This is a genomic window from Mycoplasmopsis felis, assembly GCF_034647055.2.
Classification (GTDB): Bacteria; Bacillota_I; Bacilli_A; order Mycoplasmatales; family Metamycoplasmataceae; genus Mycoplasmopsis; species Mycoplasmopsis felis.
This window is the reverse complement of record NZ_CP141047.2, coordinates 33,286-57,719: the sequence shown is the minus strand read 5'-3', so window position 1 is coordinate 57,719 and position 24,434 is coordinate 33,286. Positions and strand designations below refer to the sequence as shown.

The 24,434-nt window shown below is 24.5% G+C and carries 22 protein-coding genes and 3 tRNA genes; 21 read left to right on the top strand and 4 right to left on the bottom strand.

Features of this window, described 5'->3' with window-relative positions; all coding sequences use genetic code 4:
- Positions 1-35 precede the first annotated feature (35 nt).
- Together tyrS and tapR are read right to left on the bottom strand one after the other, a co-directional pair.
- Complete coding sequence (gene tyrS, locus RRG59_RS00295; RefSeq protein ID WP_322902358.1) at positions 36-1,277, bottom strand: tyrosine--tRNA ligase; 1,242 nt, start codon at positions 1,275-1,277, stop codon at positions 36-38.
- 2 nt (positions 1,278-1,279) lie between these two features.
- The gene (tapR, locus tag RRG59_RS00290) at positions 1,280-1,858 is read right to left on the bottom strand and encodes a TyrS-associated PheT N-terminal domain-related protein TapR (protein ID WP_322902357.1); all 579 of its coding nucleotides are present in this window, start codon (positions 1,856-1,858) and stop codon (positions 1,280-1,282) included.
- A gap of 36 nt (positions 1,859-1,894) precedes the next feature.
- On the opposite strand from tapR, the gene RRG59_RS00285 reads away from it, so the two are divergent.
- From RRG59_RS00285 to RRG59_RS00200, 18 genes are all read left to right on the top strand, one after another.
- The gene (locus RRG59_RS00285) at positions 1,895-2,749 is read left to right on the top strand and encodes a DegV family protein (protein WP_322902356.1); all 855 of its coding nucleotides are present in this window, start codon (positions 1,895-1,897) and stop codon (positions 2,747-2,749) included.
- Entirely contained in the window at positions 2,742-3,128 is a 387-nt protein-coding gene (tsaE, locus tag RRG59_RS00280) for a tRNA (adenosine(37)-N6)-threonylcarbamoyltransferase complex ATPase subunit type 1 TsaE (protein ID WP_322902354.1), read from the top strand. Before RRG59_RS00285 ends, tsaE begins: the two co-directional genes overlap by 8 nt.
- Complete coding sequence (locus tag RRG59_RS00275; protein WP_322902352.1) at positions 3,109-3,681, top strand: hypothetical protein; 573 nt, start codon at positions 3,109-3,111, stop codon at positions 3,679-3,681. Before tsaE ends, RRG59_RS00275 begins: the two co-directional genes overlap by 20 nt.
- The gene (gene tsaD, locus RRG59_RS00270) at positions 3,681-4,619 is read left to right on the top strand and encodes a tRNA (adenosine(37)-N6)-threonylcarbamoyltransferase complex transferase subunit TsaD (protein WP_322902350.1); all 939 of its coding nucleotides are present in this window, start codon (positions 3,681-3,683) and stop codon (positions 4,617-4,619) included. The genes RRG59_RS00275 and tsaD overlap by 1 nt, the downstream gene beginning before the upstream one ends.
- A 54-nt stretch (positions 4,620-4,673) precedes the next feature.
- Positions 4,674-7,196 (top strand): preprotein translocase subunit SecA, encoded by a 2,523-nt coding sequence (secA, locus tag RRG59_RS00265; protein ID WP_322902349.1) that lies wholly within the window; start codon positions 4,674-4,676, stop codon positions 7,194-7,196.
- Positions 7,197-7,362: 166 nt separating this feature from the next.
- A complete protein-coding gene (locus tag RRG59_RS00260; RefSeq protein WP_322902347.1) occupies positions 7,363-7,866 on the top strand; it encodes a hypothetical protein in 504 nt (167 codons plus the stop codon).
- Positions 7,867-8,028: 162 nt separating this feature from the next.
- On the top strand, positions 8,029-11,937 hold the full coding sequence (locus RRG59_RS00255) for a hypothetical protein (RefSeq protein ID WP_322902345.1): 3,909 nt from the start codon (positions 8,029-8,031) through the stop codon (positions 11,935-11,937).
- Between the two features lie 304 nt (positions 11,938-12,241).
- The gene (locus tag RRG59_RS00250) at positions 12,242-13,009 is read left to right on the top strand and encodes a hypothetical protein (protein WP_322902343.1); all 768 of its coding nucleotides are present in this window, start codon (positions 12,242-12,244) and stop codon (positions 13,007-13,009) included.
- Positions 12,957-13,286, top strand: coding sequence for an IS3 family transposase (locus RRG59_RS00245; RefSeq protein ID WP_322902750.1), 330 nt, complete (start codon positions 12,957-12,959; stop codon positions 13,284-13,286). The genes RRG59_RS00250 and RRG59_RS00245 overlap by 53 nt, the downstream gene beginning before the upstream one ends.
- Positions 13,287-13,426: 140 nt before the next feature.
- On the top strand, positions 13,427-15,202 hold the full coding sequence (locus tag RRG59_RS00240) for a S8 family serine peptidase (RefSeq protein ID WP_322902341.1): 1,776 nt from the start codon (positions 13,427-13,429) through the stop codon (positions 15,200-15,202).
- Positions 15,189-15,746 (top strand): hypothetical protein, encoded by a 558-nt coding sequence (locus RRG59_RS00235; protein WP_322902339.1) that lies wholly within the window; start codon positions 15,189-15,191, stop codon positions 15,744-15,746. Before RRG59_RS00240 ends, RRG59_RS00235 begins: the two co-directional genes overlap by 14 nt.
- Positions 15,747-15,868: 122 nt before the next feature.
- The gene (locus tag RRG59_RS00230) at positions 15,869-17,488 is read left to right on the top strand and encodes an ABC-F family ATP-binding cassette domain-containing protein (RefSeq protein WP_161553332.1); all 1,620 of its coding nucleotides are present in this window, start codon (positions 15,869-15,871) and stop codon (positions 17,486-17,488) included.
- Between the two features lies 1 nt (position 17,489).
- Positions 17,490-18,158, top strand: coding sequence for a hypothetical protein (locus RRG59_RS00225; protein WP_036430259.1), 669 nt, complete (start codon positions 17,490-17,492; stop codon positions 18,156-18,158).
- A complete protein-coding gene (locus RRG59_RS00220; protein ID WP_322902336.1) occupies positions 18,139-19,461 on the top strand; it encodes an HNH endonuclease signature motif containing protein in 1,323 nt (440 codons plus the stop codon). Before RRG59_RS00225 ends, RRG59_RS00220 begins: the two co-directional genes overlap by 20 nt.
- Before the next feature lie 2 nt (positions 19,462-19,463).
- Positions 19,464-20,141 (top strand): 16S rRNA (uracil(1498)-N(3))-methyltransferase, encoded by a 678-nt coding sequence (locus RRG59_RS00215; protein WP_322902334.1) that lies wholly within the window; start codon positions 19,464-19,466, stop codon positions 20,139-20,141.
- Positions 20,142-20,246: 105 nt separating this feature from the next.
- Positions 20,247-20,681 (top strand): 50S ribosomal protein L13, encoded by a 435-nt coding sequence (gene rplM / locus RRG59_RS00210; RefSeq protein WP_036430253.1) that lies wholly within the window; start codon positions 20,247-20,249, stop codon positions 20,679-20,681.
- Complete coding sequence (gene rpsI / locus RRG59_RS00205; RefSeq protein ID WP_161553327.1) at positions 20,681-21,076, top strand: 30S ribosomal protein S9; 396 nt, start codon at positions 20,681-20,683, stop codon at positions 21,074-21,076. Before rplM ends, rpsI begins: the two co-directional genes overlap by 1 nt.
- Positions 21,077-21,136: 60 nt before the next feature.
- Positions 21,137-21,213, top strand: a tRNA-Ile gene (locus RRG59_RS00200).
- A gap of 118 nt (positions 21,214-21,331) precedes the next feature.
- On the opposite strand, the gene RRG59_RS00195 is transcribed toward RRG59_RS00200, so the two are convergent.
- Both RRG59_RS00195 and RRG59_RS00190 read right to left on the bottom strand, forming a co-directional pair.
- A tRNA-Lys gene (locus RRG59_RS00195) sits at positions 21,332-21,407 on the bottom strand.
- A gap of 7 nt (positions 21,408-21,414) precedes the next feature.
- Positions 21,415-21,500: transfer RNA gene (locus RRG59_RS00190), tRNA-Leu, on the bottom strand.
- Positions 21,501-21,591: 91 nt separating this feature from the next.
- Here RRG59_RS00190 and RRG59_RS00185 point away from each other — a divergent pair.
- From RRG59_RS00185 to RRG59_RS00175, 3 genes are all read left to right on the top strand, one after another.
- Complete coding sequence (locus tag RRG59_RS00185) at positions 21,592-22,668, top strand: hypothetical protein (protein ID WP_322902332.1); 1,077 nt, start codon at positions 21,592-21,594, stop codon at positions 22,666-22,668.
- Between the two features lie 186 nt (positions 22,669-22,854).
- A complete protein-coding gene (locus RRG59_RS00180) occupies positions 22,855-23,733 on the top strand; it encodes a hypothetical protein (RefSeq protein WP_322902330.1) in 879 nt (292 codons plus the stop codon).
- The gene (locus RRG59_RS00175) at positions 23,723-24,415 is read left to right on the top strand and encodes a hypothetical protein (protein WP_322902328.1); all 693 of its coding nucleotides are present in this window, start codon (positions 23,723-23,725) and stop codon (positions 24,413-24,415) included. Before RRG59_RS00180 ends, RRG59_RS00175 begins: the two co-directional genes overlap by 11 nt.
- Positions 24,416-24,434 lie beyond the last annotated feature (19 nt).

The window sequence follows — 24,434 nt, the reverse complement described above, 5'->3', positions numbered from 1 at the left end:
AGACGCTTATTTTAAGTGTCTTTCTTCCAGATTATTTAACTATTTTTTATATAAACTAAATAAATTCGTTTTTTTCCAATGTGTAAAATACCATATTCACCATTAAAATAATTAGAATTAAACAGTGAATTCTCATTAATTGATAAGTAATTGAACTTAATTGCCTTATTACTAATAAATTCTCTCGCTTCTCTTTTTGAGTTCAATAATTTATTTTCAATTATTTTATCTACAATATTATCATTTTTAAATACTTTTATTGTTTGGATTTCATTATCAATAGATTTTATAGTGTTTATCGAAATATTATTTAAATCAAGATTTTTATTAAACAATATATCACTAATTTCTTGAACTTTTAATACCTCTTGTTCTCCATGAATATCTTTTATTATTTCATAAGCCAGTTTTTTTTGACCATACTGTAGTGATGAATCTTGATTATGTATGCTTAATATCTTGTTTATTTCGTTAATACTTAAAAAAGTTAATCATTTAAATAATTTATCTAATTGGGAATCGGGTTGTTTTATTAAAAATTGATACATATCAAAAGGTTTTGTGATATTTTTATCTAATCATAAATTACCACCACCAGTAGATTTACCAAATTTATTTCCATTTTCATCGGTTAATAAATTACTTGTAAAAATAAAGGCTTTGTGATCATCCCCTATTTTTTTAGAAATCATTTCTAAACCAGTTGAAATATTTCCTCATTGATCTGATCCACCAATTTGAACTTTTACATTATAATCTTCATATAATTTAATAAAGTCTCATCCTTGAATTAATTGATAAGTAAATTCAGTAAAACTAAGTCCTTTTTCAATTCTAGTTGCAACAGAGTCTTTAGATAGCATATATGCAATGTTTATTAATTTGCCTGCATCTCTTAAGAATGTTAAAAAATTCATGTTTTTGTAAAATTCATAATTATCTAGAACTTCTAAACCAAAGCTCTCTAGTTGTTTTTTGATTTTACCTTTATTTTTGTCTAATGTTTGTTGATCTAATAATTGTCTTTCATTATTTTTGAAAGAAGGATCACCAATCATCCCTGTTGCTCCACCAACTAAAGCAATTGTTTTTCAACCTGCTTTTTTCATTCTAAGCAAAAGAGCAATTTGAATATAATTTCCTAAGTGCAAACTTTCAGCAGTTGGATCAAAACCTGCATAAACTACATCATTCGAGTTTAAATTATAAAACTTATCTAAATTACTATATTGCTTTAAAATTCCTCTTTCTTTTAAGTCATTTAAGATGTTTTTCATTACTAAAATTTAAAATCCTTCCCTTTTTCAGAACTATCACCAAATATCAAACCTTCTTTATCTATACCAAGAGTTTTATAACCCGTTAACATACCATAACTATCTACATCCATAACTTTATTTTTTAGAATTTCACTAGCATTAAATACAACTGTTCCAGGTAAAGCAAGAACAAGGGTTTTATTTTCTTGAGAATCTAATGTATTGGTTACTATTTGTATTGGTTCATTCTTGTTTATATCTATAGAAAGGATAAAAAGATTATCAGATTTAGGGTGTTTTGTTCTTTGAATTATAGTTCCATAAATTAATTTAGGTTTAACTTCTAATAAAAGATTTTTTGTTTCTAAAATATCTTTTAAAACATTTATTTGTTTATCATTTAAAGCGAAATATTTTTTATCATTATCTATATTTAAAATTGAATTATCAAGCAAATTAATAGAATTAATTTTATTATTATCGTCTGCAAAAATTACAAGATTAGTTAATTCTATTTTTTTAGTTATTTGAACTTGACAATCAACGTAAATAATAGAATTATTAGGGAAGTTTTTGTTTAAATTATTGCATATAATCATATTTGGAATTATAGCATTTTTTATATAATTTAATGTATGAAAAATATAGCAATTGTGGTAGATTCATCATGTGGTTTAACAGAAAATCAAGCAAAAAAACTTGATTTATTTTATTTACCATTAATGATCGAAGTTGATGGGAAGGTTTATAGAGATGGAATTGATGTAAGTTCAGAAAATTTATTTGAAGTTTTCACATTAAAAAGTTCAAAAGCAACCACTTCTGCTACTCCGATTGGTTATGCTTCTGAATTGTTTACAGAACTATCAAAAAAATATGATTATATAGTTGTTTTTCCTATTTCTCAATATTTATCAAGTCAATATAAATTTCTTAAAACCCTAGAAAAAGATTTTGATAAATTAAGAATAATAGAATCTGTTAATATTTCTTTTACTATATTAGAACAAATTAATAGATTTAAAGATATTTATTCAAAAACCCAAGACATACAAAAAGCAATAGATGAGTGTAGCAAATGAAATAATGAATTAGATATTACTCTAATCCCTAAGCATAACGATTATTTAGTAAAAGGTGGTAGATTATCTCCTGCTACTGCAACCATAGCAAAATTATTGAAAATTGTTCCGCTGATAAGATTTGAAAATGGTAAATTAGAAAAGCAAGGTAAGGGAAGAATATTTTTAAAGAGCATATTTAATGAAATAGATGCTAAATTTGATAATTCAAACAGTGATTTAGTGCTTTTAACTGCTAAAGGAAGCGATGATTTAGAAATCATAAACTACTTTAAAAACAAATTTAAAAATAAGATAGTTGTATTTTCAATACCTTCAGTAGTTGCTATACATACAGGTCCTGAAGCAATAGTTATTGGAAAAATAAATAATATTAATCAAAAACTTAAAGGTTTTTTAGATGTATAAATTTAAATGCAATAATTTAATTTGTTTAGAAAAAGAATTATCAAAAATTCTTAGTTTGATTAAAGAAAAACAATATTTATTATTAAACGGGGAATTAGGGTGCGGAAAGACTACGTTAGTTAAAGTTTTAGGTAAATTGCTAAATATAAAGAAAGTTATAACATCACCAAGTTTTAATTATATGAAAGTATATGATGGTCTGATTCATATCGATTTATATAATTACAAAGGAGATTTAGATGAATTTGAAGACTATTTTGAGGATAATATAATTGCAATTGAGTGACCCGATTTGAAAAAGTTAACTATAAAAAACTTTATTAGTATTAATATTTATTATCAAAATAATGAGAGAGTTTATGAAGTACAATGGGTTTAATATTTATTTAGATACAACAAATACAGATTTTGCATTATTTTTATTTAATGAAAACTTCGAAATACTAGATAAAGTTATCTATAAAGATTTGAAGAAGAAGGTTGACATTATACCTACTGAATTTGAAAATTTATTAAAAAGAAATAATATTAAAATAGAACTAATTAAAGGTTTGTATACTAACATAGGTCCAGGTTTTTTCACAGGAGTTAGAGCAGGTTTTGTTTTTTTAAGAACGCTATCACTATTAAATGAAATTGATTTTTATATTACAAGAACATTTGAAATTCTATCTAAACAAATTAAAGATAATAAAATTTATTTAAATGCTCAAGGTCAAAAATTGTATGAATTTGACTTGTTAAAACATAAAAAAACAAATGACTACGAAAACTCTATAACTATCATTGATTGTGATGATCAAAAATTATCACAAATAAATTTTGAAGATATGACAAATAATTTCTCTTTATACAAAGATATTTTTGTTAAAGTTAAACCATTAGAAATTGAACCTTTATATATAAAAAAACCTCAAATAGGATGTTTATAATGAGAATTTTAGGTATTGAAACATCTCATGATGATACATCTATTGCTGTTTTAGATGATGGTAAAGTTTTAGATTTGTGAACCATTTCACAAATTGATATCTTTAAAGAATTTGGTGGTACTATTCCTGAAATTGCTTCTAGAGAGCATGTTAAAAATATAAATTTATTACAAGAAGTTTTATTTAATAAATATGATAAAAATTCTTTTGATTATATTGCTTATACAAATGAACCAGGATTAATGGGTACATTGCAAATAGGATATTTATTTGCAAGTGCATTAAGCATTTCTTTAAATATTCCTTTAATTCCTATCAATCATTTACATGGACATTTATTATCTGCTTCAATAGATTCAGAAATAAAATTTCCTGCAATATGCCTATTAGTTTCAGGTGGTCATACACAATTAATTTTGGCTAAAACTTATGATGATTTTCAAATCATAGGTCAAACACTTGATGATGCAGTAGGAGAAGTGTTTGATAAGATAAGTTCTAAATCAGGTTTAGGTTTTCCAGGTGGAAAAATTATTGATTCAATTTATCAAAATTATCAAGGAGAATTTATTAAATTTACTAAACCATATACTGAAAATGAATTAGATTTTTCATTTAGTGGATTAAAAACACAAGTTTTAAATTATATAAATTCACAAAAAATGAAAAATATACCTATAGACATAAACCAAGTAGTTGCTAGTTTTCAAAAAACAGCAATTGACTATTTGTGTTTTAAAACAAAATTATCTTTAGAAAAATATAATGTAAAAACATTGATATTAGGTGGAGGAGTAAGCGCTAATTCATTATTAAGAACTGAATTTCTTAAATTACATTCAAATACCATAATACCTAATTTAAAGTATGCAACAGATAATGCAGCAATGATTGCTCAAGTTTTACATTTAAGATTAAAACACAAAAACAAAGATTAATTTTCACTCTTGTTTTTGTGTTTTATATTATATTTTTTTAATATAATTAAAAATATGAAATTATTCAAGAATTTATTTGATTTCAAAACAACAGAAATGAGAATTGCAGAAAATGCTTTAAAAAGAATTAATAAACTAGAAGAAGTAGTTAGTAAATTTACAGATGAAGAATTAAAGTCTAAAACTCAGTACTTCAAGAATTTGTTAAAAGAAGGTTATACACTTGAAGACATAAGAATAGATGTTTTTGCAGTAGCTAGAGAAGCTACTAAAAGAGTCTTAGGTAAAAGACCTTATGATGTTCAAATGCTAGGTGGATTATTATTAGATTTAGGTTCAGTAGCAGAAATGAAAACTGGTGAAGGAAAAACAATTACTTCTATTGCTCCAGTTTATTTAAATGCTTTATTAGGTAAAGGAGCGATAGTTTCTACAGTTAATGAATATCTCTCAGAGCGTGATGCAGTAGAAATGGGAGAAGTTTTTTTGTTCCTTGGCCTAACGGTAGGTATAAACAAAGCTCAAATGGATACTCATAATAAGCGCTTAGCTTATGCATGTGATATTACTTATTCAGTTCATTCAGAACTTGGTTTTGATTATCTAAGAGATAACATGGTTCAAGATAAAGCAGAAAAAGTTCAAAGAGGTCTGCAATTTTGTTTAATTGATGAAGTGGATTCAATTTTAATTGATGAAGCAAAAACTCCATTAATAATTTCTGGTGGAGAACAAGAAGATATTACTTCATATTTTTCAGCAGATCAATTTGTAAGAACTTTAGGTAGTGAGGATTATGTTATAGATGATGAAACTAAAGCAATTACCTTAACACATTCCGGTATAGCAAAAGCAAACGAATTTTATAATTCAAAAAATATATTTAATATAGAACATTCAGAAACAGTTCATTTAATTCAAAACGCTCTAAGAGCTCATAAAGTTATGAAAATAGATGTTGAATACATTGTTCGTGATGGAAAAATTGAATTAGTTGATGCATTCACTGGTCGTATAATGGAAGGTCGTAGTTATTCACATGGTTTACATCAAGCAATTCAAGCAAAAGAACTAGTAGAAATTGAACCTGAAACAAAAACATTAGCAACCATTACATATCAAAATTTCTTTAGAATGTTTAAAAAATTATGTGGTATGACAGGTACTGGAAAAACAGAAGAACAAGAATTTATAGATATTTATAATATGCGTGTTAATGTTGTTCCTACCAATAAACCTATAGCAAGAATCGATGAACCTGATGCAATATTTGTTAATTATGAAGATAAATGAAATGCAGTAGCAGACAAAGTAGCTGAACTATATCAAAAGGGACAACCAGTTTTATTAGGAACTTCTCAAATTGAAGAATCTGAAATAGTTCATAGACTATTATTGCAAAGAGGTATACCTCATACAGTTTTAAACGCAAAACAAAATGCATCTGAAGCAGAAATTATATCAAAAGCAGGTAATGTTAAATCTGTTACTATAGCCACAAATATGGCAGGAAGAGGAACTGATATTAAACCAACACCTGAAGCAATTGCGTTAGGTGGTTTATATGTTTTAGGGACTGATAAAGCTGAATCTCGTAGAATAGATAACCAGTTACGTGGTAGGTCAGGTAGACAGGGTGATGTTGGAACAAGTAAGTTTTTTATTTCATTAGAAGACCAATTAATGAAGCGTTTTTCAAATAATGAAGGATTCCAAGAAGCATATGCAAGCGATAAAGGAAAAGAAATTACTTCAAAAAATTTAAGATTTGCTTTCAATAATGCTCAGAAAAAAATTGAAGGTTTTAATTATGATTCACGTAAATCAGTTTTAAATTACGATGATGTAATCAGACAACAACGTGATCTAATTTATTCACAACGTGATTTAATTTTATCTTCAAATAATATTAGTTTTATAGTTAAAAGAATGATAAGTGCTTCTGCTCGATCTATTGTTAGAAGTGGAGAATATAAATTACACAATAAACTTTACAATTATCAAGGTTTAGTGGATTTCCTAAATCAAAATATAGGAAAATTAGTTCAATTTACATTTAACTTAAGAGAAATAAAAAAAATTCATGAAACAGATTTACCAGAATATATAGCAAACTTAATTTTAAATGTATATGGAAAATGAACTTCTAATGCGTTAGAAAATATTACTCAAGAAGAAATTGACCATTTACAAAGAAATATTATATTGAGAGTTTTGGATGACAAATGACAAAACCATATCAATAGAATGGATAAATTACGTTCAAATGTAAACTTAGTACAATATTCACAAAAAAACCCATATCAAATATATACAGAAGAAGGTTCAAAGTTTTTTAATGTAATGTTAGATGATATAGCTTACGGAGTTTTATTAACAGTATTTTCTAATAGAGTAGGAAGAAAGTCATTAATTACTAAAGAAATGTTAGCAGATCCTATTTTTATGCAAGTTAGACAATCTTTTAATATTGATCCATATAAAACAATAGATGAACAAGAAGAAGAACTAATTACTTTATATAAGAACATTTTACAAAGATTAAAATCTCTACAAGAACAAAAGGATAAAAACTAAAAAGTTAAAAAAAGCAATAAAAATTGCTTTTTTATCTATTTTTTGTAAAAAAATTCTTTTTTTTAAAAATAAATGGTTATATAATAATTATGTGTAAATAAAAATACACGCTATTCATACATATTATAAATAAAGGAGAAAGTTTATTTTAAAATAAACATGTAAAATGGAAACAAAAAAAACCAAACCAATTCCATTCGGAATGAAACCAAAAAATGAATGCTCAAAAGAAGCATGTAAAAATGAATGCCACTGCTCAAAAGAAGTAGGGTGCTCAAAATCAGAATGTCAAACAAACGGATGTACTTGTCATTCCGAGAATTCTTCATCAAAAGAAGAAGAATCTGAATGTAAAACTTCAGAATGTTGCATCAAAAAAGGATGCACAAAAGATAGCGGATGCAAACTATACAATGAAACACATAAAGATGAACAAGGACAATGCCAAACATCTGAATGTTGTTTAAAAAAAGGATGTAACAAAGATAGCGGTTGCCCAGTCTTTGATGCTAATAATAAAGAAGAATCTGAATGTAAAACTTCAGAATGTTGCATCAAAAAAGGATGCACAAAAGATAGCGGATGCCCAGTCTTTGATGCTAATAATAAAAACCATATTACATTTGAAGATTTATCAAATGAATTTAAAGAATTCACAAAGAAAATTTAATTTATTTTGATAATTATTCAATTTCTCTAAAAAGTCAAGTTAGTAACTTGACTTTTCTTATTAAATTTACCATCAAAAGTTATTTCTTATCCTATAAAAAAAGAATTAGTTTTTTTTTTGTAAAATACTTCAATTAAGATAAAAAACAAGAGGAAATATTTTATGAAAAAGAGAAATTTATTAATATCTAGTGCCATTTTAGGTGGACTACTATTAGGAACAGCTATTATAGTTCCAAGTGTTTTATTGACAAAAAAAAGTCCAAAAACACCAAGCAATGTAAATAGTGAGGGTTCAGAAGGAATTTCACAAACGAAAACAAGTTTTAAAACTGAAGTTAATTCTCATACTCAATTTGAAAGTTCTCTTAGTGATAATAGGTTTAGTTCTATTAAAACTAAATATGATCAATTAAAAGAAAAAACATTAAAATTAATTGAAGAATCAAATAATGATGCTTCATTACAACAAACAATAACAGAATTCCGTGGTGAATTAGAAAAATTAAAAAAAGAAAAAGAAGCAATTGAATTTAATGGTTTAAGCAAAAATGAAAAAAAACAAAAAGTATTAGAATTAATTAGTTCAGAAATAAGTTCAATAGAAAAATTTATAAAAGGAGAGTTAAACAATCCTCAATATAATGACATTAAAAATAACTTAGAAAATGTACTTAATGAATTAAGAGCAATTCAAAATAATTCAAATAATAAGTCATTTGATATGTTAAAACAAGAATTAGAGAAATTACGTTCTGCTGTATCAAATGCACAAACTGAATTAACTAATAGAAAAACATCAAAAACTAATTTATCAAATAAACTAAGTGAAGCAATTAGTTATTTAGCAACATTAACAAAAAATAGATACAAAGAATTTAAAGCAACTTTACAATCAGTAATTCAAAATACACAAGCATTAAATGGTAATACAAGTAAAACAACAGAAGAATTAGTTAATGGTTTAAAAACACTGGAACAAGCATTAACTAATGCTTATAAAAAACAAAGAGAATTAGACAATTATTCTATTAATTTTACTGCTAATAATCCACAAACAATCGATGTTCAAACATCAGGCGATGCTGTGAAATATAAAGAAGTATTATTTGAAATAACTTCTGATATAGAATTAGATTCTCCGGATGATATTGGAAGTACTTTAATTATTAATTCTCAAGATGTTTTAATTACAAATAAATCATTTAAAGGTTCAACAAACAAAGTTATTACAGCTAAATTTAAGGTGTATGAAAACGGTACTTATCAAATTTCAGGTTTAAAAGATTTAAATAGAAATTTTGGTAGCATTCTTTCTCATACCGTTTCAGGGTTTGTTCAAAGCACAGGAATAGTCGAACAAAATCCAAATACAAATAATCAATCTACAAAACCAACAATTGAATCTGTAGAAACTCCATTAAATACTGTATATAATGAATTATCTACAGTATTTGAAGAAGGAAACGTTCTTAATTTATATGAACCTAAATATTATTTATATTTAATAGATGGAGAAAAAGTAGGAAAATATTTACCAAAAGTTATTAATTATAATGGTAAAAAATATGAACTACCTACAAATGCATCAATAACTGAACCAACAGTTCCTGAATCAGAAAAAGATAAAAAAATCAAAACTCTAGAATTTCAACAAACATATAATTTAAAAAGAAATCAAAGTGAATTAACTTTAGAAACATCAGAAGCACAAACAACTGCAGTAACACCGGCTCCCGAAGGATCAATTCAATTTACATTTGTAATTCAATATTTAGATTATTCTAAAGAAAATAATATTCCTTTATTTAATAATTTATTAGATGTAAATAGAGATCAAAGTAATAATGCTTATTCAAGAAATCCACTTAGTGGACAAGATAGAAATGGTGCTGGACCACATGAAGTTATAGATGGAAAATTAACTAAGAGTTGGGCTAATTCAAATGATAATAAGAGAAATCAAAGTGATGATAATGTTATTAAAAATAGATTTGTTTTTAATGTAAAAAATAATCAAACTTTATTACTAACTCATTTAGATTTATATATTAGTGATGCAGGAACAAAAGCAAACAATTATGTTTTACCTGCAGAATTCTTTGTAGAAGTTTCTCAAGATGGAACAAATTATGAAAGAGTTAAGCACCAAAATGTATCTACACCAACAGAAGTAGGAACATTTGAAAGTAATACTTTAAAACAAACAAGTGGGCTTGCTGATGTACAAGGAATTACAGATGTAAAAACATTAAGAATTAATTTTGAACCAATCTTAGCTAAATATATTAAGTTCCAATGAAAGCCTAGACCAGTAGTTGAAAATAACAATGCACAAAGCAATAGTCATTATTCATGAGGATTGGCAGAAGTGAGATTCTACTCAGTAAATCAACAATTAGAAACCCTAAAACAAACATATTTAGTTAAAGAAACAGAAAAAACAAATATTTTAGATAAATTAACTACATTAATTGATTATTACAAAAACTTAACTGATACATCTACAAATAGATATGCAGTAGTTATTGAAAAAAGTAAACAATTAAGTAATCAACTAACTAATCAAAAAGAATTACTTAAATCTCAAAATCCAGAAACATTTAAGGCAAATATTTCAAAATACATTGAATCAGTGAAAGAATTTGAAAGTGATTTAACAAAATCAAATTCACAAAATTTAAATAATAATTTTGATATTGAACAAGGTCTAAAATCAACAAGAACTTTATTAAAAGACTTATATACATATTTCCCAACAGTATCTGCATTTACAGATAACCAATATGCAAATAAAGTTAAAGATATAATTACTAAATTAGAAAAATTAAATAATTCAACTAATAAAACAAAAACATCATTATTTAATGCATATGATAAATTACAAAATGATTTTGAGAATCTTAAATCTCAATTTAATGATGTTTTAACAAAACAAAGCATTATATCTGTAGAAGAAGATTCATTTAAAGTTAAAACAATAGGAACAGAGAAATACGAAGTATCACTAGATATTTTAATACATCATATTAAACAAAATGAAACAGGTGTATTTAAATTAAATAATGAAGCAGTTCAAGGTATAACTGTTTCAGAAATTGAATTTAATACATTAGTTCCTCAAACAGAAAGAACCGTAAATAATTTACCATTAAGAAAAACATTGAAGTTTACTATAACAGGACAACCAGAAAGATTATCAACCATTTCATTTGATAAAGTATTATTAGGAACAAATGTAATACATTCATTAGATCAAAGAAAAGAATTAAAATTACAAAAATTAGAAAGTGCTGCAACTAACTTTACAAGATCATATGATATTAAAACTAAAACATACAAATATGGTTTTGAACTACCTGAAGGATTATCATTAGGTGATAATCCGCAAAAAATGGTTGAATTTAAACTTCAAAATAACGAAGTTAAGAAATTTAATTTATTATCAGAAAATAATACATATTCATTCTTTGCTCAAGCAGTGCTAAAACAAAACAATCAAGAACAAAATGATAATTCATTATATTTAACTGAATTAAGTATTAATTTTGATGGAACAGAAAACGGTTATAAAAATATCTTAAGAACTCAAGAAAATACTGATATAACCTGAATGCCCGAAAATCCAAAATGACATTTAAAAGATGTAGATTTAATTTTCACAGACGTCTTTACTGAATTAGGAAATAATCCTAATCAATCAAAAGTTAATTTAAGAATAGGGTTTACTGTTAAAAATCCAGAACTATTAGTTAAAACAAATTCACCTATGAATATGGTAGCTTCCACTGGTGCTTGATTGACTTTATACACCGGAAGAGTCATAAGTACAACTGATCCACAAAAAGAAACAGAATCATTTATTAGTATCTGGTATGCATTAGATAGAAATACTCCATATAATCCTCAAGGATTTAAAGTTAATTATATAAGTGTTGGTTTTGAACAAAATAATTATCGATCAACAGAATTGACATATCGTGCTAATAAATTAAACTTTAAAGAAGGGGAAGGATATACAGATTCTGTAAAGGATAATAATACAAGAAATAACAGTTCAACTAGCTCATAAAAAATAATTTATTAATAAAAATATTCGGATAATCCAAAGGTGGACAAAAAAGTTAACATTGTAATGTTAGCTTTTTTGTCCACCTTTGAGGGGATATACCCGCTCAAAAAAATCAAAAAAAAGGAGAATTATATCAAGGAATTTAAAAGCAGAAGAGTTTTACAAAATATATCAAGAATATAATAGTACAGGGTTACATGGTGCTTTAAAGATGTTGTTTAAAATTTCATTAAAAGTTCAAAATAACAAAAAGAAGAATAATGTTTGAAGAATTAAAAAAATTATTAATCATTATAATTAAGGTATGGAAGATTTATTAGTGGCTAAAAGAAGTAATTTACGTAAAAAAGGTTCGGGTAGACCAAGAAAAAACAAAGAACCAAATTGGGAAATATTCAATAGGGATGATATAGTTGAAATTGCAAAAAGATATTTTGAAATAACAAACAAACTACCAAAATCTAAGCAAATAAAGGAATCAAAAGAATTAAATTTGAATTACTTTAAATTAGCAAATATTTTCAATCTTTGTAGACAAACAGTTTCAAAAAACAAAAGAAATGAATACCTAAGCAAACTACCAAAATATAGTGAAATTATTCCTCAAGCATTTGAAGAAACAAAAGAAATATATGGTAGAGAAAAACTTAGCGTTTATATACTTCAAAAATACAAAAAGTATATAAATCCACGCAGTTTAGGTAGATATATGAATTTATTAGGTTTAAAATGTAAAGTAAGACAAAAGAAAAAAAGAAAAGAAATTAAAGACATAAATACACAAATTGAAAATCTTGTTAAGAGAGACTACGATGATAAAGAGAACAGAAATATTTTTGCTACTAATGTTTCATATATAAAATCACCAAAAGATGTTCTAGAATCTTTTGCATATTTATCTGCTATTTTATTTCATAAAACAAAAGAAATTATCGGCTTTAAGTTGTCAAAAAGTAACAACTTAGATTTAGTCATTCAAAATTTAGAATATTTAACTAAAAAAGAAATATTCAAATTTTATAATACATTCTGATCATGGTTTTCAATATACAAATCAAATATATATTGATAAAGTCAAAAAATCTAATGGCAAAGTTTCACTTTCTAGAATTGGGAACTCATTAGATAATCGTGAAATTGAATATTGATTTTGTATCATAAAAACTGAATTATTAAATGATTTAGATTATTCTGAAATTACTTTTGATGAATTAAATCTTAAAATAAAGGAATATGTTGATTTATATAATAGAGAAAGAATTCAGTCAAATTTAGAATGAAAAACACTAAAGCAAACAGCTATCATGTTAGAATTTACAAAAATGTTAATTTTTTGTGTCCATGTTTAGATTACCGGTTATTTTTATATACAGACATTAAATTCCACAATTTTCCATAATTTAAACTTAAATTTATTGATATTAATACCTAAATTGAAAAACATATGAGATAAAATAATATAATAATTTATATATAAAACAGGATAATTATGAGAAAAAATATATTATATTCATTAATTTTTATGACCACGATTTCTGGTTCTATTTATCCGTTATTTTTTAATAACAAAATTGAAACTAAAGAAATAAATGAATACAAAATAAATGAAATTAATTTAAATTTATATTCAAATGAAAATTCCGAAGAAACTAACAGTTATTTTAATGTGGGGGTTTCAAGAATAGAAATTATGATTTCTTCAAATTTTGAAAATAAAATAGAAAAATTAAAAAATTATTTATTTAAATTATATAAGGAACAAATACCAATATTTTATGGAGAAAAAACAAAAATTCTATCAATTGCTAAATTAGAAAAAATTAATAATGATGACTTATTAAACAAAATTATTGCTTTTTTCAAAAATGAGAAAATAGCAATAAATCAAATATATGATTTTAAATCAAAAAAAACTTACGATAATCTAGTTTTAGATATAAACAAAGAAATATTTAAAAATCAAATCCATCAAAATACATCAAACTGAACAAACTATTTTGATCAAAATTTTTCATTTATAAATAACAATTTTCAATTCGAAACAATAGGATTATCTAAAGATATTCTATTGAATCATTGAAGAAAATACAATAATGAAGAGGTATTTGTTGGGATTTTAGAATCAGGTGGAGTAATAAATACGTCTTATGAAGCATTTAAGTGGGGAATAAATAATAAAAAAGAAATATATTATAGAAATCATTGATTGTTTCAAGAAAGTTTTTCCGACCATGCCGATAAAGTAGCAGAAATAATTATAGGAGATAAATTTGGAATAAACAAAACAGCAAATTTAATTTCTGTTCAATTATTATTATGAAATGGTTTGAGTGGGGAGATGGAATATTTGTTAAATAAAACATCAATAATAAATCATAGTTGAGGTTTAAAAAAAGAACATATTTATAAAAATTACAACTGAATTTCGGAATATTTTGATTTTTTTATTAAAAATAATCCTGAATTAATAAATATAGTTGCATCAGGAAATTATTATGATGATTCAGAAAATCCAATTAAAGAAATAGAGAGTAATGCATTATCAAAAAATAGTATTGTTATAGGCTCATTTAATTCTATAACAAAACAGAAATATGATTATAGTCAAATAGGAAATAATAAAAACTATATTACAACAGTTGCACCCGGAAAATTTGTGTTTGAAAAAACCAAAAACAAAGATTGAAAAGAAAAAAATAAAACTGGAACTAGTTACTCGGCTCCTGTAATAACAGGAATGGCTAGTATGTTAAAGCAGTCACATAAAGAGAAATTTGCAGAAGGCCCAGATTCAATAATTTTTAAAACAGCGCTTTTAGTTGGTTCAGAACCTATAAAGAATCAAACAGAATTAATTTCTAATGAAGTAGGAGCAGGTATTCCAAACTATAATAAAGTTTCCAGGGCAATTGAGAATACAGTTATTTATAAAATAAACAGTAATAAAGAAAGTTATTTTACAATAAAACTTAAAAAAGGACAAAAAATAAGAGCAGGGATTTCTTATTTACTTGATTCTTCGGAAAATGTTGATACAAACATTGATTTAGAATTTTGATACTACAACGAGAATTTAAGAGAGAATCAAGATGTGTTAGAAAACGAATCTAATTATACTAATTTTAATATAGAGTTAATAGAATCTGATATTCATGAAGATGGAGAATATTATTTTAAAATAATACCTTTAAAAAGAAAAAATAATAAAGAAGTACAAGTTGCATTTAGTTATTTAATAGAGGAGAATTCAAATGAAGAAAACTAAAAAAATTTTTACATTTTATTTATTTTTAATATCTTCATCTCTATTAATTACATCAATATCTTGTAGTATACCTGAACCTCCTAAATATGGTACTTACTGGAATAAAGAAAAAACAGTTTTTACAATTTCACAAGGAAACATTTCTAAAGGCGGAAAGTATAATAAAGAGCAGAATTTATTTATTAATATGAATTACTTCTTAATTTCAAACATAGATGAGTTAAGAGCGAAAGATAAACATAAAGATAATGAATTTGAAGAGTTAAAATTAATAGATTTCAATAAATATAATGTTTTAATTATAGACGGATTAATATATGATTATTCAGAACATAATTACATTTATAGTGAAACGGGTTGAAATGTAAGTTCGATTTCTTTTGATAATGATTCTTTGATAGTAAAACTAAGTTTTAAACCTATAGAAAAATTTTCATATGCAAAAACACAAACCCAAGAAATTTGAACACAATCAAAAAAATTCTATATTCTACTTAATAAATCAATTAATGACATTTCTAATATAAAATTTATTAAAGTATAATTTAATGGTAAAATATAATTAATGAGCCGACATCGAGTAAAACTTGTTGTCAAACTACCTTCATTTATGAAGGTTTTTTATTTATTTTGTTATAAAATAAATAAATTAAAAGAGAGGTAAATGTGTTAGAAGTTCAAAATTTAAGCAAAATTTTTAGTGACAAAAAGTTATTTGAAAATGTGAATTTAAAATTCACGGAAGGTAATACATATGGAGTAATAGGTGCAAATGGTGCAGGGAAATCCACCTTTTTAAAAATTATAGCAGGGGAAATAGAAAGTTCTTCAGGTCAAGTTATAAAAGAAAAAAATAAGCGTATTTCTGTTTTGAGTCAAGATCATAATACTTATAATGATATGATAGTGACAGACGTAGTGATTATGGGAAATACTGACTTATACTCAGTAAAAACAGAAAAAGATGCAATTTATGCAAACCCAGACGCTACCATGGAAGATTATACTAGAGCAGGAGAATTGGAAGATAAATTTGGAGAACTAGGTGGTTGAACTGCAGAAAATGATGCTCAAGAATTATTAAGTAATTTATCAATACCAAAAGATAAATGAAATGTATTAATGTCTGAGTTAACTGCGAATCAAAAAATTAAAGTTTTATTAGCCAAAGCACTATTTGGAAATCCAGATATTTTAATTATGGACGAACCAACTAACCACTTAGATTTAAGATCTATAAGATGATTAGAAAATTTTCTTATTGATTATGAAAATGTAGTTATAGTAGTAAGTCATGATAGTGATTTCTTGGATGCAATATGCACTCATATAGTAGACATAGATTATAATGAAGCAAAAATATATACTGGTAATTATTCATTTTGAAAACAGTCTTCAGAACTAGCAAGAGAAATGATGAAACAAAGTAATGTCAAAAAAGAAGCACAAATGGAGAAATTAAAAGAATTTATTGCTCGTTTTAGTGCTAATGCTTCTAAATCAAAGCAAGCAACAAGTAGAAAAAAAGCTTTAGAGAAGATAACATTAGATGAAATAAAACCATCAAACAGAAAATATCCATTTGTTCGTTGAGAAATGAACAGAGACCACGGTAAGCAAATATTATCCGTTGAGAATTTAACTTATATTAATGAAAATAATGAGATATTATTTGAAAATGTTTCTTTTACATTGAGACCTGGTGAAAAAATGGTAATTGTCGGAGAAGATGATATAGCAAAAACAAGATTATTAGAATGTATTATGGGTATTAAAAAACCAGCATCAGGAACCATAGAATGAGGTCAAACTATTACTCCGAGTTATTTTCCAAATGACAATACAAAATATTTTCAAACAAGTGAAAATATTTTAGAATGAATTTCTAAATGACCACTAGAAAATAAAGAAAAAGAAAATCAAGAAAATGATGATGCAAGGATGAGAGGTTTTCTCGGAAGAATGTTATTCAGTAATGATTCTGTCTTTAAAAAAGTTAATGTAACAAGTGGTGGAGAAAAAGCAAGATTAATGTTTTCTCGTATGATGCTTTTAGAATCTAATTTTATTATATTAGACCAACCATTAGACCACTTAGATACAGAAAGTATAGATTCTGTTATAGAAGGTGTTAAACAATACAAAGGTGGTGCAATTTTTACCACTTATAATAGGGCATTTGTTAATCAATGTGCTGATGTTATTTTAGAATTACAAAGTCCACAAAGAAGTTTTTTATTTAGAGGAACTTTAGAAGAATATGAAGAATTAATACAAGAAAATTAATATGGATTTACTTAAAAAAGCAATTGAAAATATTTCAAATAATACAGATGTGAATAATTCTGTTGAATATTTAAATGAATTTATAAAAAGTTCTAAGGATCGCAGTAAAAATGACATAACAAAGGCTTTTAGATACGCAAATGACGATGAATGATATACTACAAAAGAAGATATTCAATTTTTTATAGATAATGCAAATATTCCAATGGATAAAATTATTTGATGTCCATTTGATTTACCAACTTCTAATTTTGTTACTGTTTTTAAAAATAATGGTTATAAAGTAATTTCATCACATATTTTTCAAGGTAAAGATTTTTATCATTATCAACCTAAAAAATGAGATATTATAATTAGCAATCCCCCTTTTAGGAATAAACATAATTTGTTAAAAAGATTATTAGAATTTGATAAACCATGAGCATTAATATTTGGCATACAAGCTTTAAATAGTGAGAAGTTCTGTGATTTTTTACAAAAATTTAAGAGGGTACAATATATTCATTTAAAACGTAGAATGTGTTTTACTAAAGATCACCTAAATTATGATGTCTTAAATCTTCAAAGACCATCATTTGCAAGTATGTGAATTGCAAATGATATGTTTGATAAAGATATTCAAGTATGAAAAGGTGTAGATTATAAAAAAGATGGAAAAGAATACACTTAATACTGAAATTCACATTCATCAAAGATACTATGATTATTTAAAAGAAAAATTTAAAGAATTTAATATCAAGAAATCAATTGAAGAAATTTTGGTTGATATATTATTAGAAGATAAGATTTTATCCTTAAAAGATTTTGATAATATTAAACTAATTAAAGAATTAAATAATAGAAGTTATATAGGTATTTCAATACCCAAACATTCAGTGTTTGTTTATTTTACACAACTGCTAACTAGTGATTTTAAAACAAAGTCAAGAAATACTTTTGTAAAACAAAATGCATTACCAGTATTAAAAAAACTTAAAGAAAATAAATTAAGCAGTGTATTTTTGTGTTTAAATCCAGTTGATTATTATAGATTTAAACAAGATAATAAAATAAAAAGAATTAATTTACCTAAATCAATAATTAATGATTTACAACTTCTAAAATTACTTAGTTTTGAACTTTCTAAAACTTTTTTGGAAATTTTAAAAGACGATTCAATTAAAGAAATAAATAATTTTAACCCTAAAATAACAGTAGATGATTTTGTATATCAAAAACAATCATTGAAATTACAAAACAAGCATAATAATCCTATTTTTATTGAATTAAATAAAGAAGATAAAGAAATAAAAGTTATTGGGAAACTAGATGGTGCAAATATATCTGATACAGTATTAACTTGTATGTTAATATCTCGATTAAATAATTCTTATAATTTATCTTTTTGATTAATAAATTCAAAAGCAAGCACAAAAGTAGTTTCTTGAATAAAATCATTAGGATTTAAGTATTATGGATTTTATGAAAAGGAAGAATATTTAAAAAACCTTTTAAACCAGAATATAGAAGTTTTCGATAAAGATTTAATAAGAAAACAAAATTTATTAAAACTGAATATATGAAATAAGTATTTTGATTTTATTGATATTTTAGAATGCTTTGCTTGTAATTATAATATTTCAAATAATTTAATAACTTCACATATTCATAGGCATTCAGACATAAAAAAAGAATTACTAAATAACGAAATAACCTATAACGATGGAATAAGAAACACAACAAGCGGAGATAACGGATTTTTACTTTGTCCAAACCACGATAAAGAATTCGAGAAAGGTTACATATATTTTGATTTAAATGAATTTAAGTTTAAAGTAAATCAAAATTATCAAAATTCTTTTACTCATAAACAATGGATGAAATTAGAAAGTAATCTTATTAATAAGTTTAATAAAAAGTACTTTCCGATTTTAGTTAATAACAATTTTAGAAGAAATATTGATAAACATCTCAAAAGGATTAATAAAATATAAATATGAATAGATTTTTTGTATTTCAAAAACAGAATAATTATTTTATTTTAAATAATAACACTTTAAAACATTTAAAAGTAATCAGAGCAACTAATCAAACTTTTATTTGTGTTTATAATCAAAAATTTTATGAATGTATTTTAGAAGACAATAAAGCAAAAATAATTAAAGAAATACATATAAATAATGAAAGAAATTATGAAGTTATTTTATGTGCTGCTCTAATCAAGTTTGAAAGATTTGAATGACTAATTCAAAAAGCAACTGAACTAGGAGTTACTAAAATTATTCCTATGATTACTGAATATACCAACGGAGAGTTTTATAAGCACCAAAAATTTGAAAAAAAAATAGAACGATTAAAAACCATTTTACAAAATGCTGCTGAACAATCTTTTAGAAATAAAATACCTGAACTTGAAGCATTATCAAAATACGAAGATTTAGTTAAAGCAAATATCTCCCAAAAATACATAGCACATGAAAAAATTTCTGATAATAATGATTTTAATTTCAATCAAAAAGATATAATGTTTTTCATAGGGCCTGAAGGTGGTTTTTCAGAAAAAGAAATTCAAAAAGCAATCGAAAATAATTGTCAAATTATAAGTTTAGGTAGGCGAATATTAAGAAGTGAAACAGCAGGAATTTTTCTACTTAGTAATCTTAAAATAGACTAAGTTTATATTTAAAAAATTAGATTTATTTATTATATTATCTTATGGTATAATATGAAAGCAATTTTAAAATTTACTAAAATTTCAAATTAACGTATAGGAGGATGTATGAGACAAACAACAATTGTAAATACACAACAAGCAAGCAAAAAATGATATGTTATAGATGCTCAAGGACAAGTACTAGGTCGTCTAGCAGCATTTGTTGCTTCAGTTTTAAGAGGAAAAAATAAACCAACATTTACACCAAATGCTGATATGGGTGATAATGTAGTTATTATTAATGCTGAAAAAGTGGTTTTAACAGCTAAAAAAGAAGAGCAAAAAATTTATTACTCACACTCAGGATATCCTGGAGGATTAAAAAGTATTTCTGCTGCTAAGTTAAGAGTTAAAAGACCAACAGCATTAATAGAAAAAGCAGTAAGCGGAATGATTCCTCATACAAAACTAGGAAACAAACAACGTCGTAATTTATATGTTTATGCAGGACCAGAACACAAACAAGCAGCACAAAATCCAGAAAGATTAGAGGTTAAATAATGTCTAAAAAAATTGAATACCGTGGTTTAGGAAGAAGAAAATCATCAGTTGCTCGTGTTAAGTTAACACCAGGAAAAGGTAATTTTGTTATTAATAAACGTCAAGCACGTGAATATTTAACTTCAGATATATATTTAAAAGATGCTAACCAACCATTTGTATTAACTTCTACAGAAGGAACATTTGATGTTTCTGTTGTTGTATCAGGTGGTGGTTTAAGTGGTCAAGCAGGAGCTATTAGACTTGGTATTGCAAGAGCTTTATTAGAAGCTAGTGCTGATTACCGTTCTGCTTTAAAAGAAGCAGGTATGCTTACAAGAGATGCTCGTGCTAAAGAACGTAAAAAACCAGGATTACGTGCAGCTCGTCGTGCAAGACAATTCTCAAAACGTTAATTTATTTAAAAATAATAAGCATAGTTTATATTTTATATGGTATAATACTCATGCTTTTATGCGAGCGTAGCTCAGCTGGTTAGAGCACACGACTGATAATCGTGAGGTCGATGGTTCAAGTCCATTCGTTCGCACCATTTCAATTAAAATTGTCCAAATATAACAAAATTATTTGTTATATTTTTTTACATTTTATTGTTATATATTAATAAAAAATCACACTAGTTAAACTAGTGTGATTGGTCATTTCTGAAATGGTACGTCCTAGAGGATTCGAACCTCTGACCCAATGGTTAAAAGCCATTTGCTCTACCTGCTGAGCTAAGGACGCACAATTATGGTGCCCAAGACTGGACTTGAACCAGCACGGTCTTGCGACCGAGGGATTTTAAGTCCCTTGCGTCTACCATTCCGCCACCTGGGCATTTCTTTTTTGCTTTAATATTATAGCACAATAATTTAAATACAAACATATTTTTAGTTATTTTTTCTTGTATAAAATTTATAATTTATTTATGAAAAACATTCATCATCCTTTTTTAATAAATACAAATTCATTATATAAAAAGATTATCCAAGGTAGCTATGTTATAAAGTATAATAAATTAATATCAAGAGAAACTAATGATATAGACATTTTAATAATACCAACAAATAATTATGATTTAGATTTTATTCACACTGAAATAATTAAAGAAATTAATTTGATAAAAAGTATTAAATATGATTTTCATAGTAATTTGTTTATAAAATTTACAGATATTTCTTTAGATAATAAAATAGAAATCATTTTAGCTAAATTTTTACCTAAAAATACCTATAAAAAAATAAACAATAAGATAAATATGGTACGACCAGAATATACTCTTTTAGCTAAGATTTTTCAGATATCATCATTACTATCTGATGATTATTTAACAAACGATAAATTTAATCTTAATAAATTAAATAATTCAATTACTGATCTACAGGTTTTATTAAAAAATAAATTGTTGGTTAACAAAACGAAGAAATTTATATTTAAATATCTTACCAAAATACTTATAAATAATTTTATTTTTGATTTTTTTTATAAAAATAAAGTTGATTTCCTTCTTTATAGCCAAAATATACACAAATTAAAAATATTAAATATACTTTCAAAAAGTAAAAATTTATCTGATGAAATAATTCACTTATTCAATTTATCTCGTATAAAAAAAGAAAAGTTACAGAATCTAATAATTTTAAATGATTATATATTAAGAAATAAATTAGTAATATTTGAACAAATAAATAAACTAAACGATACTAACCAAGTATTAAAAAATAATGTAGTTTGATTAAAAAACATAAAAAATTTCTTTGACCATTTTAAGAAACTTAATATTAAAAAAATAGAATTTAAATCAAAATACAATTTTTTTTGAAATAGAGAGTACATTGAAATAAGCCCTGCCTTTTCAAACAAAAAATATCTAAATGAAATTGGATTAAAATACAAATTTAATAATAATTTAAAAGATAATGAAATAGTTGTATATAAAAATAAGCAAAGTCAGTATCTTTTAAATACTTTATATAAGTTGTTAGTTTTTTTAGTTTTTATATAGTTTTATATTTTTAAAGTAATTTATTTAAAGAAGATTTTTATATAAATTTAATATTTATTATATTCTAAATTAACAACCAACAAAAAATAAAAAACTCCTTTATTTAAAATGTCCGAAAAACTTTCCCTCTATAATTTTTAAAAGAGTATAATTTTAATATAGATAAAAATAAAAGTTGGAGTAATTATGAAAAATATTGAATTAATTAATCTATTATCACTTGGTAATGTTATATTAACACCAAATTATAATCAAAATGAAACTAAAATAAAATTGTTTGATTCTGAAATTAAAGAACAAATTATTAATAATATTTTAATTAAAGAAGATATATTATTAGATTCTTTAAAAAAAATAAGTTTAAGTAAAAGAAAAACAGTATTAATTAATTATATAAATATTATGAAGTCATTTAATAGATTTACGTTCAAGCAAATTAATTATTTACTAAAATTGAAATTATTTAATAATGAACATGAAAAGAATAATTTCACTTATATATATGAAACAAAAAGCAAAGTTCTCAATGAATATAAGTCTATGATTCCGAAAAGAAAAAGAAGAGCTATTTTATCAGAATACCAACAAGATACCATAAAATCATGGTTAGATAAAATTAAAAAATTTACAGAAGATATAGATAAAACTATTTCATACAATAAAAGTTCTTCGAATACATTTAAAGGGGTCGGTTTAGGAGGTACTATTTCATTATTTGGCGCTTTAGCTGCTGCCCCATTTACAGGTGGAATTTCACTAATATTAAGTTCTGGTGCATTTGTATCTTTAGGTGTTTTACTTTATGGAATTACTTATGATATAGAAAATAAACAATTAGAAGAAAAAAAGAATAAACTTTATAAACTTTATGATGAATTAGAACAGATATTAAGACGCTCTAAATATACAGATAATAAAACTCTAGAACAAGAATTTAAAGAAAAAATAAAAGAAATTATTTTCGAAATAAATTCTATCGAAGGAATAAAATTAAATATGGATGAGTTAAATTTTGAATCAAAAACAGAGAAAGCATTTCATTATATAATTTCAAATGGATACTAGACTTAAATTTTTATTAGAATCTCAATATTGTTTCAAGAAAATTAAATCTATATACAATTTTTCTATTGAGTTTTTTGCAGGTTTTTTATTATTAGGTTCTTTATTTTTATTTTTTAATATTCCTACATCTGATACTTCACTTATTATTTATACAGAATTAAAACATCATATATTATTTCAGCTAGCATTTAACTTTTTACCAATAGTTTGGTCTGTTTCATCAATTATTATTATTATTCTATTCAGAAAGAATTTTAAGAATAATACACATAAAATAAAAGAAGAGTATATTAATTTAGAAACACACTTAGAGGTTTTTGCAGAACATCCTTTGTTTAAATTTATTAATATAAAAACTGATGACAAGAATTCATTATTTGATTTCTTGTATAGAGGTTCCAAGGTTCTTTTAATACATTTTTGATTTTACTTATTTATGTATTTATTAAGTCCTATAATAATTCATTTCCTAACAACATCTTCAAATAGAACTCTTTTTCATATATTTTTCATTGAAATGCTTATTTCACTACCAAGTTTTATTATATTTTGAGTTAACATAAAAGTTTTTAAAAATTTAATATATGATTATGCTATAAATAATCATATGAATAGAAAATATGGACTTTGATATAAATATATAATTTATGGTTCAATAAGTCCAAAAGAACTACTTAAATAATGAAATAATTTATAATTCA